The organism is Streptomyces sp. T028, assembly GCF_048159505.1.
GTDB lineage: Bacteria > Actinomycetota > Actinomycetes > Streptomycetales > Streptomycetaceae > Streptomyces.
Map to the genome: position 1 here is coordinate 32,614 of NZ_JBLRVZ010000005.1, position 14,573 is coordinate 47,186.

General features: G+C 71.4%; 15 protein-coding genes. 7 read left to right on the forward strand and 8 right to left on the reverse strand.

Translation table 11 applies throughout. From position 1 onward, the window contains the following. Window positions 1-302 precede the first annotated feature (302 nt). From ACLZN2_RS04530 to ACLZN2_RS04540, 3 genes are all read right to left on the reverse strand, one after another. Window positions 303-1,127, reverse strand: coding sequence for a purine-nucleoside phosphorylase (locus tag ACLZN2_RS04530; RefSeq protein ID WP_416977038.1), 825 nt, complete (start codon window positions 1,125-1,127; stop codon window positions 303-305). A 106-nt stretch (window positions 1,128-1,233) separates the two neighbouring features. Next, complete coding sequence (locus tag ACLZN2_RS04535; RefSeq protein ID WP_416977039.1) at window positions 1,234-1,518, reverse strand: hypothetical protein; 285 nt, start codon at window positions 1,516-1,518, stop codon at window positions 1,234-1,236. A gap of 15 nt (window positions 1,519-1,533) precedes the next feature. Next, entirely contained in the window at window positions 1,534-1,971 is a 438-nt protein-coding gene (locus ACLZN2_RS04540; RefSeq protein ID WP_416977040.1) for a gamma-glutamylcyclotransferase, read from the reverse strand. A gap of 96 nt (window positions 1,972-2,067) precedes the next feature. Here ACLZN2_RS04540 and ACLZN2_RS04545 point away from each other — a divergent pair, with 96 nt between their 5' ends. The 4 genes from ACLZN2_RS04545 to ACLZN2_RS04560 all read left to right on the forward strand — a co-directional run bounded on the left by ACLZN2_RS04545 (window position 2,068) and on the right by ACLZN2_RS04560 (window position 6,865). Continuing rightward, window positions 2,068-3,516 (forward strand): NAD(P)H-quinone dehydrogenase, encoded by a 1,449-nt coding sequence (locus ACLZN2_RS04545; protein WP_416977041.1) that lies wholly within the window; start codon window positions 2,068-2,070, stop codon window positions 3,514-3,516. Between the two features lie 122 nt (window positions 3,517-3,638). Continuing rightward, a complete protein-coding gene (locus ACLZN2_RS04550) occupies window positions 3,639-4,604 on the forward strand; it encodes a DeoR/GlpR family DNA-binding transcription regulator (RefSeq protein ID WP_416977042.1) in 966 nt (321 codons plus the stop codon). Between the two features lie 463 nt (window positions 4,605-5,067). Next, a complete protein-coding gene (locus tag ACLZN2_RS04555) occupies window positions 5,068-6,039 on the forward strand; it encodes a response regulator transcription factor (RefSeq protein ID WP_416977043.1) in 972 nt (323 codons plus the stop codon). Window positions 6,040-6,160: 121 nt separating this feature from the next. Next, the gene (locus tag ACLZN2_RS04560; RefSeq protein WP_416977044.1) at window positions 6,161-6,865 is read left to right on the forward strand and encodes a hypothetical protein; all 705 of its coding nucleotides are present in this window, start codon (window positions 6,161-6,163) and stop codon (window positions 6,863-6,865) included. Between the two features lie 125 nt (window positions 6,866-6,990). Here the strand turns inward: ACLZN2_RS04560 and ACLZN2_RS04565 are convergent, their stop codons facing one another. Then, complete coding sequence (locus tag ACLZN2_RS04565; RefSeq protein ID WP_416977045.1) at window positions 6,991-8,766, reverse strand: acetyl/propionyl/methylcrotonyl-CoA carboxylase subunit alpha; 1,776 nt, start codon at window positions 8,764-8,766, stop codon at window positions 6,991-6,993. Window positions 8,767-9,165: 399 nt separating this feature from the next. On the opposite strand from ACLZN2_RS04565, the gene ACLZN2_RS04570 reads away from it, so the two are divergent. Further along, entirely contained in the window at window positions 9,166-9,648 is a 483-nt protein-coding gene (locus tag ACLZN2_RS04570; protein ID WP_416977046.1) for a hypothetical protein, read from the forward strand. On the opposite strand, the gene ACLZN2_RS04575 is transcribed toward ACLZN2_RS04570, so the two are convergent. From ACLZN2_RS04575 to ACLZN2_RS04590, 4 genes are all read right to left on the reverse strand, one after another. Then, window positions 9,617-10,222 carry a Maf family protein gene (locus tag ACLZN2_RS04575; protein WP_416977047.1) on the reverse strand — a complete coding sequence of 202 codons (606 nt, stop codon included), beginning with the start codon at window positions 10,220-10,222 and terminating at the stop codon, window positions 9,617-9,619. The two genes, ACLZN2_RS04570 and ACLZN2_RS04575, sit on opposite strands and share 32 nt — an antisense overlap. Window positions 10,223-10,226: 4 nt before the next feature. After that, a complete protein-coding gene (gene mmpB, locus ACLZN2_RS04580; protein ID WP_416977048.1) occupies window positions 10,227-10,355 on the reverse strand; it encodes a morphogenic membrane protein MmpB in 129 nt (42 codons plus the stop codon). A 136-nt stretch (window positions 10,356-10,491) separates the two neighbouring features. Further along, a complete protein-coding gene (locus tag ACLZN2_RS04585) occupies window positions 10,492-10,701 on the reverse strand; it encodes an acyl-CoA carboxylase epsilon subunit (RefSeq protein ID WP_416977049.1) in 210 nt (69 codons plus the stop codon). A gap of 9 nt (window positions 10,702-10,710) precedes the next feature. Further along, the gene (locus tag ACLZN2_RS04590; protein WP_416977050.1) at window positions 10,711-12,315 is read right to left on the reverse strand and encodes an acyl-CoA carboxylase subunit beta; all 1,605 of its coding nucleotides are present in this window, start codon (window positions 12,313-12,315) and stop codon (window positions 10,711-10,713) included. 110 nt (window positions 12,316-12,425) lie between these two features. On the opposite strand from ACLZN2_RS04590, the gene ACLZN2_RS04595 reads away from it, so the two are divergent. Together ACLZN2_RS04595 and ACLZN2_RS04600 are read left to right on the forward strand one after the other, a co-directional pair. After that, window positions 12,426-13,292 (forward strand): biotin--[acetyl-CoA-carboxylase] ligase, encoded by an 867-nt coding sequence (locus ACLZN2_RS04595; protein ID WP_416977051.1) that lies wholly within the window; start codon window positions 12,426-12,428, stop codon window positions 13,290-13,292. Between the two features lie 149 nt (window positions 13,293-13,441). After that, on the forward strand, window positions 13,442-14,572 hold the full coding sequence (locus ACLZN2_RS04600) for an adenylate/guanylate cyclase domain-containing protein (protein ID WP_416977052.1): 1,131 nt from the start codon (window positions 13,442-13,444) through the stop codon (window positions 14,570-14,572). Window position 14,573: the final 1 nt, after the last annotated feature.

The window sequence follows — 14,573 nt, forward strand, 5'->3', positions numbered from 1 at the left end:
CTCCCCCAGAGGGGGTACCCCCAGACGGGCTGGATTCACTGGGCCGGTGCTGAGAGGCGCAGCCCCCTACGGGTGGGTGGGGGATCGGGACGGCGACGGCTTCGTCCTCTGACGCCGGACGGGCTGGGCGGGGTGCCGTTGTGTCCAACCGAGTCGGGTGGTGGGTGGGCATGGGCCGGGGGGCTGGGGGCGGCAGCCCCCGGGGAGGCCGGTGCGCTCGTTCCCGACCGAGTCGGGTGGTGGGTGGGCAAAGGGCGGGGGTCTGGGGGCGGAGCCCCCAGGGGCGGCGCAACGGTTCGGGGCTACAGGCGGTCCAGGACCTGGGTCAGGAGGGCGCCCATGTGGGTTGCCGAGTCGCGGCCCGCCTGGAGGACCTCCTCGTGGTTGAGGGGCTCGCCCGTCATCCCCGCGGCGAGGTTCGTCACCAGGGAGATGCCGAGCACCTCGGCCCCGGCCTCGCGGGCCGCGATGGCCTCGAGGACGGTCGACATGCCGACCAGGTCCGCGCCGATGACCCGCGCCATCCGGATCTCCGCCGGCGTCTCGTAGTGCGGCCCGGGGAACTGGGCGTAGACGCCCTCCTCCAGGGTGGCGTCGATCTCCTTGCAGAGGGCGCGCAGGCGGGGGGAGTACAGGTCGGTCAGGTCCACGAAGTTCGCGCCGACGATCGGGGAGGTCGCGGTGAGGTTGATGTGGTCGCTGATCAGGACCGGCTGCCCCGGGCGCATACCCTCGCGCAGACCGCCGCAGCCGTTGGTCAGCACGACGGTCTTGCAGCCCGCCGACACGGCCGTACGGACGCCGTGCGCGACGGCGGCCACCCCGCGGCCCTCGTAGAAGTGGGTGCGGCCCAGGAAGACCAGGGCGCGCTTCTCACCGATGCGGTACGAGCGGATCTTGCCGCCGTGGCCCTCGACCGCGGGCGGCGGGAACCCGGGCAGCTCGGTGACCGGGAACTCGGCGTCGGGGGCGCCCAGGGCGTCCACGGCGGGTGCCCAGCCGGAGCCCATCACGAGGGCGACGTCGTGGGTCTCGGCGCCGGTCAGTTCGCGCAGGCGCGCGGCGGCGGCGTCGGCGGCGGCGTGCGGGTCGCCCTGGATGTCGTCCGGGAGAAGAGATGCGTTCACGCGGATGAGGGTAGCCGGTTCTTGCCTACGCGCGTAGATGACAGAGCCCACGGGAAGGGATCGTTGTCTTGTCGTTTCCAACCAGGGGCGTCGCCGGAAGGGGCGGTCAGTCCTCCGGAATCAGTACGTCCTCGTCGCTGAAGACCTCGACGACGAAGATCAGCAGCCGCCCCCGGCTGACGATGTACTCCGCGAACATGTGCTCGGTGAGCCGTACCGTCCGGTCGTCGCCCGTGCCGCTGACCGCGCGCGAGGCCGGGAGATAGGGGTCGCGGGCCAGGACGGCGACACCCTTGTCGAATCTGGCGCGCTGCCGTTCGTCCAGGCGGTCGCGCTCGGCCGCCGCCTGCTCGGTGTACTGGACCTGGTAACCGTGACGTGCCGTGCTCATGCCTTCCAGGATCGATCAGCAGGGACGCTTCCGCAGCTCCATCACGTAGTCGTGGGGTGCGCCGGCCGACTCGGCGGCGTCCGCGACCTCCCCGAGGTAGCGGGCCGACGGCAGCCCGCCCTCGTATCCGTTCAGGACGTACAGCCACGCCGGGGCCTCGCCGTCCAGGGTGTGGACGCGGATCCGCAGCCGGCGGTAGATGCCTAGGCCGACGCCCTCCCAGCGGTCAAGGGACTCCTCGTCCATCGGGGCGATGTCGTACAGCGCGACGAACACCCGCGCCCCGGGGTCCTCGACGACGGTCGCCAGCGCACCCTCCCAGCCGAGCTGCTCGCCGCCGAAGGTCAGCCGCCAGCCGTCGAGCCAGCCCGTCGCGCGCAGGGGCGAGTGCGGGGCGCGGCGGGTCATCAGCCGCGCGTCGAGGTTGCCGGCGTACGCGGCGTAGAGCGACATGGGAGGAGGGTACGGCAGCCGGCGCGCAGGTCACTTCCGTCACAGGCGTATCTCCGTTCGGCCCCGGACGACCGGTACGCCGGGACGTGCGGGACAATGGAGCATGTGACTCGGATCGTGATCATCGGTGGCGGACCCGGCGGCTATGAGGCGGCGCTGGTGGCCGCGCAGCTCGGCGCGGAGGTGACCGTCGTCGACAGCGACGGTCTGGGCGGAGCGTCGGTGCTGACCGACTGCGTGCCGTCGAAGACCCTTATCGCTACGGCCGAGGTCATGACGACCTTCGACTCGTCGTACGAGGAACTCGGCATCATCGTCGCCGACGACACCCCGCCCCTGGAGCAGGCGGCCCGGGTGGTCGGGGTGGACCTCGGCAAGGTCAACCGGCGTGTGAAGCGCCTCGCGCTCGCCCAGTCGCACGACATCACCGCCTCCGTCACCCGGGCCGGCGCCCGGGTGCTGCGCGGCAAGGGCCGGCTGCAGGGCATGCAGGCCCTCGACGGCTCCCGCAAGGTCGTCGTCACCGCCGCCGACGGCACCGAGGAGACCCTCACCGCCGACGCCGTGCTGATCGCCACCGGCGGTCACCCGCGCGAGCTGCCGGACGCCCAGCCCGACGGCGAGCGCATCCTGAACTGGACCCAGGTCTACGACCTCGGTGAGCTGCCCGAGGAACTCATCGTGGTCGGCTCCGGCGTCACCGGCGCCGAGTTCGCGGGCGCCTACCAGGCTCTCGGCTCCAAGGTCACCCTCGTCTCGTCCCGCGACCGGGTGCTGCCCGGCGAGGACCCGGACGCCGCCGCCGTCCTGGAGGACGTCTTCCGGCGCCGCGGGATGAACGTGATGGCCCGCTCCCGCGCCGAGGCCGCCAAGCGGGCCGGCGACCGTGTCGAGGTCACCCTCTCCGACGGCCGGGTCATCACCGGTTCGCACTGTCTGATGGCCGTCGGCGCCATCCCCAACAGCGAGGGGCTGGGCCTGGAGGAGGCGGGCGTCAAGGTCCGCGAGTCCGGGCACATCTGGACCGACAAGGTCTCCCGCACCACGGCGCCGGGCGTGTACGCCGCCGGTGACGTGACCGGCGTCTTCGCGCTGGCGTCCGTCGCCGCCATGCAGGGACGTATCGCCATGTACCACTTCCTCGGCGACGCGGTGGCCCCGCTCAACCTCAAGACCGTCTCGTCGAACGTCTTCACGGATCCTGAGATCGCCACCGTCGGCTACACCCAGGCCGACGTCGACGCCGGCGTCATCGACGCCCGGGTCGTCAAGCTGCCCCTGCTGCGCAACCCGCGCGCCAAGATGCAGGGCATCCGCGACGGCTTCGTCAAGATCTTCTGCCGCCCGGGCACCGGGATCGTCGTCGGCGGAGTGGTCGTCGCGCCGCGCGCCTCGGAACTGATCCACCCCATCTCGATCGCCGTCGACAACAATCTGACGGTCGAACAGATCGCGAACGCGTTCACCGTGTACCCGTCCCTTTCGGGGTCGATCGCCGAGGTGGCCCGCCAGTTGCACACCCGTAAGGCGGCGGGCGAGGCCTGACGGGAGGTGTGGGGTGCCGGAATAGGGGCCCTATACCACCCCCCGCCCCTGTGTGCGAACAACTTCTACTATTCGGTGTAAAGAGCTGAAAGCAGACGGTCGCCCGCGTTACTGTCAGTTTCGTGTTCGCTGCAGAACGTCGCCAATTGATCCTCGAAATGGTGCGAGCGAACGGAGCCGTGTCGCTCCGTGAGCTCGCCCGCGTCGTCCAGACCTCCGAAGTGACCGTACGGCGGGACGTGCGCGCACTGGAGGCAGAAGGACTCCTCGACCGCCGGCACGGCGGTGCGGTATTGCCGGGCGGATTCACGCGAGAGTCCGGCTTTCCGCAGAAATCCCATCTCGCGACCGCCGAAAAGACCGCCATCGCGGACCTCGCCGCGGGCTTCGTCGAAGAGGGCGAGGCCATCGTGGTCGGGGCGGGTACCACCACCCAGGAGCTGGCCCGCCGGCTCGCCCGGGTACCCGGACTGACCGTCGTCACCAACTCCCTGCTGGTGGCCCAGGCGTTGGCCCATGCCAACCGGGTCGAGGTCGTCATGACCGGGGGGACCCTGCGCGGTTCCAACTACGCCCTCGTCGGCAGCGGGGCCGAACAGTCCCTGCAGGGGCTGCGCGTCTCCAGGGCCTTCCTGTCCGGGAGCGGGCTGACCGCCGAGCGCGGACTGTCCACGTCCAACATGCTGTCGGCGTCCGTGGACCGGGCCCTCGTCCAGGCCGCCGCCGAGGTCGTCGTCCTCGCCGACCACACCAAGCTCGGCACCGACACCATGTTCCAGACCGTGCCCACGGACCTCATCACCCGCCTGGTGACCGACGACCCGCCGGCGCACGACGACCGCGCCGCCACCGAACTCCAGGCCCTCGCCGACCAGGGGGTGCAGATCGCCGTGGCCGGGGCGTCCGGGAACCCGGGGGGTGAGGCGGTCCCGGCGCGACCGCAGCCGCAGCGCCGGGACGTCCCCCTCCCGGCCCCGCGCCGGGGCCAGGTACCGGGCCCCGCGGCGGGCCTGCGCGCCACCGCGGTCCTCGGCGAACAGCCCCCCGGCACCGACCGGGCCCGCGTGGCGGACCTCCGCCGCCGCTGACCCGCCGACGACCGGCCAGCGGCCATCGTCGGCCGGTCGCCGAGTATCGGCAGATGGTCTCCGGTCGCCGTCGGTGGGTTGCTGGCGACGGTCGGCCGGTCGCCGACCACCCCAGACCGGCCAGCGGCCATCGTCGGTCGGTCGCCGAGTATCGGCAGATGGTCTACGGTCACCGTCGGTGGGTTGCTGGCGACGGTCGGCTGGTCGTCGAGCATCGGCAGACGGTCACCGATCACGTGCCGGCTGGTCGCGACCACCGGTCGATCACCGACCACCAGGTCGCCGACCGTCGGCCACGGTCTCCGTCGCCGGGGCCACCGTGCCCCCAAGTCACCAGCCTGCACAGTGGGTTCACTCGTGCTGGTGAGGACGGGTGCGCGAGCCTCGCCGGGGGCGGTACGGGCCGTACGGTCGTCCCAGGGGCGTCGAGGCAGCTCCGGGGGACGTGATGGAGATCAGCGGTGTGGACGCGCGACGCGTGCTGTCGCTCGTACGGGGGCTCGAAGAGGCCGACTCCGTGGCGGAGTTGCAGGAGCGGGCACTGCCCGGGCTGATGCGGCTCGTGGCGGCGGACGCGGCACAGTGCTACCGGCTGTCGGTGGACGGCGCCGGACTGTTCACGCTGTCACTGCCGAGGGACTCCTTCCACGAGGACCCGATGGTCATCTACGACCACCCCCTGGACCACCCGCTCACCGAAGTGATGCTCCAGACCCCCACCCCGGAAGCCTGGAGGGTGAGCGACGTGGCGGGGGACCGGCAGTGGCGGCGCACCCACTGCTACAACCTCGACTTCCGCCCCTTCGGCCACACCCGGCACCTCGTCGCCTCGGCCGGCGCGGAGCCGGGGGTCGTCGAGGGATACGCCCTGGTCCGCGCCGGGCGGGACTTCACCGAGGCCGACCGCGAACTGTTCGGCCTCGCCCAGCAGCAGCTCGCCCTCGTCGCGGACCAGCTGACCCGGCGGGAACGGCTGCGGCTGCTCGCCGCCACCGCGCTGGGACTGGTCGGCGGGGGCGGCCGGGGCGTCGCCCGCCTCGACGAGGACGGCCACCCGCACCCCCTCGACGCCACCGCCGCCCGCCTGCTGGCCGCCGTACGGGACGACCCCCGCCTCGGCGACCCCGGAACGTTCACCGCCCGCGACACCGAGGTGCGGTACGTCCCCTCCGCCGGACCCGGACTGCCCGCGCTGCTCCTGCTGCGCGACCTCGCCCGGGGCCGGGCCCTCGCCCGCCTTCTCGGCGTGACCGACCAGGAACACCGCATCCTGCGCCACCTCCACGGCGGCCGTACGGCCATGGAGACCGCCCGGCACATGGGCCTCGCCCCCGCCACCGTGCGCGGTTACATCGCCTCCCTGCACCGCAAACTCGACGCCGGCCACACCGCCGCCCTGCTGCACCGGGGCCGTGAACTGGGAATGCTCGACTGAACCGCCGTACACGCGACATGTCGCGACCGGTCAGAATTGACGGATGGTCACCGCCCCGCCCCGGCCGCTTCACTGACGTAGGACGCCCCCGCGCGCGGGGCCGGTCGGCAAGGGGGAACCCATGACCACGACACCGTCACGCCCTGACACCTCCGCCGCGGACACGGGCACCGCGGACGGCCCCGCCCGACTTCTCGCGGTCGGCACCGCCGCCCTCGGGCCGGTGCTGCTCGCCGTCGGCATGGCCCTCACCCCGTACACCAGCAACAGCTCCAACAAGGAGATCGTCCGCGACATCGCCGAGCACCGGGGGACCGCCGAGCTCGTCCAGTGGTTCTGGATCGTCGGCTCGATCCTTCTCGTCGCCGGCACGGTCGTCGTCGGGCTGGTCGCCGTACGGTGCTCACCGAAGCTCGGGCTGTGGGGCGGGGCCGTCTTCGGCACAGGGCTGCTGGCGATCGCCTCGACACCGTCCATGGACATCGTCGTCCTCGGCGGACTCGACAACGGCGTGAGCCAGGAGACCCTGGTCAGGCTCGGGGACGGTACGTACGCGCTGGCCGTGACCGGCGTTCCCACGCTCTACTTCGTCGTCGCGCACGTCGTCGGCGCGATTTTGCTGGGCGTTGCCCTGCTGCGGGGGCGCGTGGTTCCGGCGTGGGCCGCGTGGGTGCTGATTCTTTCGATGCCGCTGAATGTCGTCGGGTATGCGGGTGGGATCATGCCGCTTACCGTCGCGACGTTCCTGATGCTTGGCATCGGCTTCGGCTTCGCCGCGGTTCGCCTGCCGGCGGTTTGGCGGGGCGGGGGCGCCTTGGCGTCGTAGGGGTTCGCCTTTGCGGGCGGGTGCCGGTTCGTTGTGGCTGATCGCGCCCACGCGGCGGAGCCGCATATCGAAAAGGCCCCGCGCCCCTTCAGGTGGGGGCGGGGAACCTTCTCAGGAACTGACCGTCAGTCCTTGATTTCGCAGATCGGGGCGCCTGAGGTGATCGAGGCGCCCACCTCGGCCGCCAGGCCCTTGACCGTGCCGGAGCGGTGGGCGTTGAGGGGCTGTTCCATCTTCATCGCTTCGAGTACGACGATCAGGTCGCCCTCCTTGACCTCCTGGCCCTCCTCGACCGCGACCTTGACGATCGTGCCCTGCATCGGGGAGGCGAGGGTGTCGCCGGAGGCGACCGGGCCGGACTTCTTGGCGGCGCGGCGCTTGGGCTTGGCGCCGGCGGCGAGGCCGGTGCGGGCCAGGGTCATGCCCAGGCTGGCGGGGAGGGAGACCTCCAGGCGCTTGCCGCCGACCTCGACGACGATCGTCTCGCGGTCCTTGTCGTCCTCCTCCGCCTCGGCGTCGGTGCCGGCGGCGAAGGGCTTGATGTCGTTGACGAACTCGGTCTCGATCCAGCGGGTGTGGACCGTGAACGGCTCCTCGGAACCGGTGAGTTCGGGGGCGAACGCCGGGTCGGTGACGACCGCGCGGTGGAAGGGGATGGCGGTGGCCATGCCCTCGACCTGGAACTCCTCCAGGGCGCGGGCCGCGCGCTGCAGGGCCTGCTCACGGGTGGCGCCGGTGACGATCAGCTTGGCCAGCAGGGAGTCCCAGGCCGGGCCGATCACGCTGCCGGACTCCACGCCGGCGTCCAGGCGGACGCCCGGGCCGGTGGGCGGGGTGAAGGCGGTGACCGTGCCGGGGGCCGGGAGGAAGCCGCGGCCCGGGTCCTCGCCGTTGATGCGGAACTCGATGGAGTGACCGCGCAGCGGCGGGTCGTCGTAGCCGAGGGCCTCACCGTCGGCGATGCGGAACATCTCGCGCACCAGGTCGACGCCGGCGATCTCCTCGGTCACCGGGTGCTCGACCTGCAGCCGGGTGTTGACCTCAAGGAAGGAGATCGTGCCGTCGAGGCCGACGAGGAACTCCACCGTGCCGGCGCCGACGTAACCGGCCTCCTTCAGGATCGCCTTGGAGGAGGAGTACAGCTCGGCGACCTGCTCGTCGGAGAGGAAGGGGGCCGGGGCCTCCTCCACCAGCTTCTGGTGGCGGCGCTGGAGGGAGCAGTCGCGGGTCGAGACGACGACCACGTTGCCGTGGGAGTCGGCCAGGCACTGGGTCTCCACGTGACGCGGCTTGTCGAGGTAGCGCTCCACGAAGCACTCACCGCGACCGAAGGCGGCGACGGCCTCACGGACGGCCGACTCGTACAGCTCGGGGACCTCTTCCAGGGTCCGGGCCACCTTCAGACCGCGGCCACCGCCACCGAAGGCGGCCTTGATCGCGATCGGCAGCCCGTGCTCCTGTGCGAAGGCGACGACCTCCTCGGAACCGCTCACCGGGTCGGGCGTGCCCGCCACCAGGGGGGCACCCGCGCGCTGCGCGATGTGACGGGCGGCGACCTTGTCGCCGAGGTCGCGGATCGCCTGCGGCGGCGGGCCGATCCAGATCAGACCCGCGTCCAGGACCGCCTGGGCGAAGTCGGCGTTCTCGGAGAGGAAGCCGTATCCCGGGTGGATGGCGTCCGCGCCGGACTCACGGGCCGCGTTGAGTACTTTGTCCATGTCCAGGTAACTGGTCGCCGGAGTCTCACCGCCCAGGGCGAACGCCTCGTCCGCGGCACGCACGTGCAGAGCGTCCCGGTCCGGGTCGGCGTACACGGCCACACTGGCGATACCGGCATCCCGGCACGCCCGGGCCACGCGGACTGCGATTTCGCCACGGTTGGCGATGAGCACCTTGCGCACGATTGAGGCTCCCTCCTTGAAACAAGCCGAGTTTAGGGACTGCCGACACGACACATCGACCCGTCCCCAAAGGTGAGCTTGCCCACACGGAGCGTGATGCCAGGCTCACTCGACCGTGAAATCCCTTGTAGTACCGCCGTACGCAGCACTCCACCCGGCAACCCTAGCCCGCTCATGTGGTCAAGGTCTCTGTGAGAGCGTGCTGCGGCCCACTCCGTTTCTTTGTGGAGTCCCTACGAATGGCCCAACGATTCTTTGCCCCGCGCCGAACCCTTGTCCCCGGGTTTACCCGTTAGTAGCGTTCACGATGTTTCGAACGTACTTGGGGTAACTGAAACTCCGCTCGGCTCTGGATCGAGCGAAGGCGAAAGTGGGTGGGGACCGGTGGTGCGAAGACCGGTGGCGTCGATCGTGGCTCTGCTGCTGTTCGCGGAGGGGTTCGGCATCGCTCTGCTGAACTGGGCCCTGGGGGTCATGGCCGACGCGCAGAACATGTCCATGGCCGGCATCGACCCGGACGTCATGTCGACCTCCTCGAAGGTCGGCGGGATCGTCTTCGGCCTCTACTTCGCGGCCTGCGGTCTGGTCGCCCTGCTGATCGCCGTACGCAACCGCGCCCCCGGCCTGTTCGGCCGGATCCTGCTGATCAGCGCGGCCGTGGTGCACGGCCTGCTCGGCGCGTTCGCCTGGGGGCTGCTCGGCCGGCCGCAGTTCGTGTACATGGTCGTGGTGCTCGGGCTGATCGTCCTGCTCCTGATGACGTACGACGCCCAGCCGGGGCCCGCCGTGGAGGAGCCCCGGGACGGCGGCGGCCCGGGGGAACCCGGCGACGACGGTGACGGCTCGCCGGTCACGCCTCCCGCGGCGCCCACAGTTCCGTGATGCCCACGCCCAGTTGACCCAGCAGCTTGCGGACCAGCGGCAGGCTGATGCCGATGACGTTGCCGTGGTCGCCGTCGATGCCGTCGATGAACGGCGCCGAACGGCCGTCCAGCGTGAACGCCCCCGCCACCTGGAGGGGCTCGCCCGAGGCGACGTACGCCGCGATCTCCTCGTCGCTGGGCTCGCCGAAGCGGACCACCGTGGAGGCGATCGCCGAGGCGTAGCGCCCGCTGAGGGTGTCGTAGACGCAGTGGCCGGTCTGGAGTGTGCCCGCCCGGCCGCGCATCGCCTTCCAGCGGGCCGTGGCCTCTGTGGCGTCGGCGGGCTTGCCCAGCGCCTCGCCGTCCAGGTCGAGGACCGAGTCGCAGCCGATCACCAGGGCGCCCTTGACCTCCGGCTTCGCCGCCACGACGGAGGCCTTCGCCTCGGCGAGGGCGAGGGCCAGGTCGGCGGGGGTCTGGGCGGTGACGGCGTCCTCGTCGACACCGCTGACGACGACCTCCGGCGCGAGACCGGCCTGGCGGAGGAGGTTCAGTCGGGCGGGGGACTGGGAGGCGAGGACGAGTCTGCGCATGGGCTCAGCGTAGGCCCAGCACGATCATTGCCACCACCATGGCCAGGGCGAGGAAGAAACCGAGCCGCCCGAGGGACTCCTGCATGTCGCGGAGTTCCTTGGGCGGCTCGTTCTTCGGGTCTGACCACAGCATGTCACCAGCGTGGGGCTTGGCCGGTGGGGTGCGCCTGAGTAGGGGTACTCAAATTGGCGCCGTGAGTTGTTCTGCCGTGCGCTCACGCGGCGGAACCGCATATTGATGCAGCCCCGCGCCCCTGAAAGACCTCCGGTCACGCTGGCCAGTACGTGCGGGTCCACGAGGCCTGGCCCGGCTGGGGGACGCGGCGGGCCGCGATCCTCGCCGGGTCGGACCACGCGTCCCTCGGGCCCTCCGCGCCGGACGGTGCGGTCGCTGCCGCCGCGGCGCGGGCTCGGACCACCGCCAGGGCGGCGGCCAGCTCCTCGGGGGTCGGGTTGCCCCGTACGACCTTGATCGTCACAGCGGCTCCTTAGAGGGGGATGTTGCCGTGCTTCTTCGGGGGGAGGGATTCCCGCTTGGTGCGCAGCTGACGCAGGCCGCGGACGATGTGGTGCCGGGTGTCGGACGGCATGATCACGGAGTCGATGTAGCCGCGTTCGGCCGCGATGTAGGGGTTGAGGAGGGTGTCCTCGTACTCCTGGATCAGGCGGGCACGCACCGCGTCCAGGTCCTCGCCGTTCGCCTCCGCCTCGGCGAGGGTGCGCCGGTGCAGGATGTTGACCGCGCCCTGGGCGCCCATCACGGCGATCTGGGCGGTGGGCCAGGCCAGGTTGAGGTCGGCGCCGAGGTGCTTGGAGCCCATGACGTCGTAGGCGCCGCCGAAGGCCTTGCGGGTGATCACGGTGATCAGCGGGACGGTCGCCTCGGCGTAGGCGTAGATCAGCTTGGCGCCGCGGCGGATGATGCCGTCGTGCTCCTGGTCGACGCCGGGCAGGAAGCCGGGGACGTCGACGAAGGTGATGACGGGGATGTTGAAGGCGTCGCAGGTGCGCACGAAGCGGGCGGCCTTCTCGGACGCCTTGATGTCGAGGCAGCCGGCGAACTGCATCGGCTGGTTGGCGACGATCCCGACCGGGTGGCCCTCGACGCGGCCGTAGCCGGTGAGGATGTTCGGCGCGTACAGCGGCTGCGTCTCGAAGAACTCGGCGTCGTCCAGGACGTGTTCGATCACCGTGTGCATGTCGTACGGCTGGTTGGCGCTGTCCGGGACGAGGGCGTCCAGCTCCCGGTCCTCGGCGGTGAGCGCGAGGTCGGCCTCCTCGGGGAAGACCGGGGCCTCGGAGAGGTTGTTGGACGGCAGGTACGACAGCAGCTGCTTGATGTACTCGATCGCGTCCTTCTCGTCGCCCGCCATGTGATGGGCCACGCCGGACACGGAGTTGTGGGTGCGGGCCCCGCCCAGCTCCTCGAAGCCGACGTCCTCACCGGTGACCGTCTTGATGACGTCCGGACCGGTGATGAACATGTGGGACGTCTGGTCGACCATCACCGTGAAGTCGGTGATCGCCGGGGAGTACACGGCCCCGCCCGCGCAGGGGCCGACGACCAGGCTGATCTGCGGGATGACACCGGAAGCGTGCGTGTTGCGGCGGAAGATCTCGCCGTACGCCCCGAGGGACGCCACGCCCTCCTGGATACGGGCGCCGCCGGAGTCGTTGATGCCGATGACCGGGCAGCCGGTCTTCAGCGCGAAGTCCATCACCTTGACGATCTTCTGGCCGTAGACCTCGCCCAGCGCGCCGCCGAAGACGGTGAAGTCCTGGGAGAACACGGCCACCGGGCGGCCGTCGACCGTGCCGTAGCCGGTGACGACTCCGTCGCCGTAGGGGCGGTTCTTCTCCAGGCCGAAGTTGGTGGAGCGGTGCCGGGTGAACTCGTCGAGCTCGACGAACGAGCCCTCGTCGAGGAGGAGTTCGATGCGCTCACGGGCCGTCAGCTTGCCCTTGGCGTGCTGCTTCTCCACGGCGCGTGCGGAGCCGGCGTGCGTCGCTTCCTCGATGCGGCGCTGGAGATCCGCGAGCTTGCCGGCGGTGGTGTGGATGTCGATCTCTTGACGCTCTTCCGGCTCGGACATCGGGATGCGGCTCCCTGCCTGCTCAAAAGGGGGGACGGTTACTCATCCGTAGAGTAGTGGTGCGCCTACCAATCAGCAGTGCGGCGTTTCACACACCTAGGGTGGCTTGCATGACGCCCCGAGATGCCTCAGACGCGAACGGCAGCCGCTGGTCCGACCTCGACCGGCCACCCCTCAACGCCACTGCCCTGCGCCGGGCGCTGGCCCATGGCGGCGGCTTCTACGGCGACCTGGAGGTCGTCCAGCGCACCGGGTCCACCAACTCCGACCTCGTGGCCCGTGCCGTGGCGGGGAAGGCGGCCGAGGGGGCTGTGCTGGTGGCCGAGGAGCAGACCTCCGGGCGCGGCCGCCTGGACCGGCAGTGGACGGCGCCCCCGCGCTCCGGCCTGTTCTTCTCCGTCCTGCTCCGGCCGGCCGAGGTCCCCGTCGCCCGCTGGGGCTGGCTGCCGCTGCTGACCGGCGTCGCCGTCGCCACCGGCCTGGCGCGCGCGGCCGGCGTGGACACGGCACTCAAGTGGCCCAACGACCTGCTGGTGACCGTGGACGGCCAGGAGCGCAAGGCCGGCGGGATCCTCGCCGAGCGGGCCGGGGAGGACGCCGTGGTCGTCGGCGTCGGCATCAACGTCACCCTGCGCGCGGACGAGCTGCCGGTTCCCCAGGCGGGCTCGCTGGCCCTGGCCGGAGCCGTGAACACGGACCGCGACCCGCTGCTGCGGGCCGTCCTGCGCTCGCTGGAGGAGTGGTACGGCCGCTGGCGGTCGGCGGGCGGCGACCCGGCGGCGAGCGGGCTGCAGGAGGCGTACGCGGCGGGCTGCGCGACCCTGGGGCGCGAGGTGCGGGCCGAGCTGCCGGGGGACCGGTCGGTGGTGGGGGAGGCGGTGGCCGTGGACGGGGACGGGAGACTGGTGATCGCCACCAGGGACGGGGTGCAGGAGCCGGTGGGGGCGGGGGACATCGTCCACTTGAGGCCTGCGTAGGTGTTTTCAGCCCAGGGCCGGCACAAACGCCGGGTGCCATACAGCCGCACGGGACTTAACGTCGGCTCCACGGGCGTGAGCTACCGCACACTGCCGTAGAGTTGAGGCCGGTCGATACCTGACCGCGGAAGATCGGAAGGGCAGCAGGCGTGACCGTCGACGACACGGGCTCCGGGGCGGGCGCGGAACGCCGGGTGGACCCCCACGCCGACGATCCCGGCGAGGGCAACCCGCTCGCGCTGCGCCTCGAACAGCTCATCCTCGGCGCCGAGCGGCGCTACACCCCGTTTCAGACGGCCCGCAGCGCCGGTATCTCCATGGAGCTGGCGTCCCGTTTCTGGCGGGCGATGGGCTTCGCCGACATCGGGCAGGCCAAGGCGCTCACCGAGGCCGATGTGCTGGCGCTGCGTCGGCTCGCCGGTCTGGTCGAGGCGGGGCTGCTGAGCGAGGCGATGGCGGTGCAGGTGGCTCGGTCCACGGGCCAGACCACCGCCCGGTTGGCTGAGTGGCAGATCGACTCCTTCCTGGAGGGCCTGACCGAGCCGCCCGAGCCCGGGATGACCCGCACCGAGGTCACCTATCCGATCGTCGAACTGCTGCTGCCCGAGCTGGAGGAGTTCCTCGTCTACGTCTGGCGCCGTCAGCTCGCCGCGTCCGCGGGACGGGTCGTGCAGGCCGCGGACGACGAGGAGATGGTGGCCCGGCGGCTCGCCGTCTGCTTCGCCGACCTGGTCGGCTTCACCCGGCTGACCCGCCGGATGGAGGAGGAGGAGCTCGGCGAGCTCGTCGAGGCCTTCGAGACCACCTCGGCCGACCTGGTGGCGGCCCGCGGCGGACGGCTGATCAAGACCCTCGGCGACGAGGTGCTGTACGCGGCGGACGACGCGGGCACCGCCGCCGAGATCGCGTTGCTGCTGGTCGAGACGATGAGCAACGACGAGACGATGCCCGAGCTGAGGGTCGGGATGGCCTTCGGCACGGTCACGACCCGGATGGGCGATGTCTTCGGTACGACGGTGAACCTCGCCTCGCGGCTGACGTCGATAGCGCCCCGGGACGCCGTGCTCGTCGACAGCGCGTTCGCCGAGGAGCTGATCCGCACAGGGGACGCGCCGGCCTCGGAGGCGGAGGCCGCGGAGGAGGCCGCGGCGGCGGAGAAGGAGGGCGAGGAGCCGCCGAAGTACCGCTTCGCGCTCCAGCCGATGTGGCAGCGCCCGGTCCGCGGCCTCGGCGTGGTCGAGCCCTGGCTGCTGACCCGCCGCCAGGACCCGTCCGGCTGAC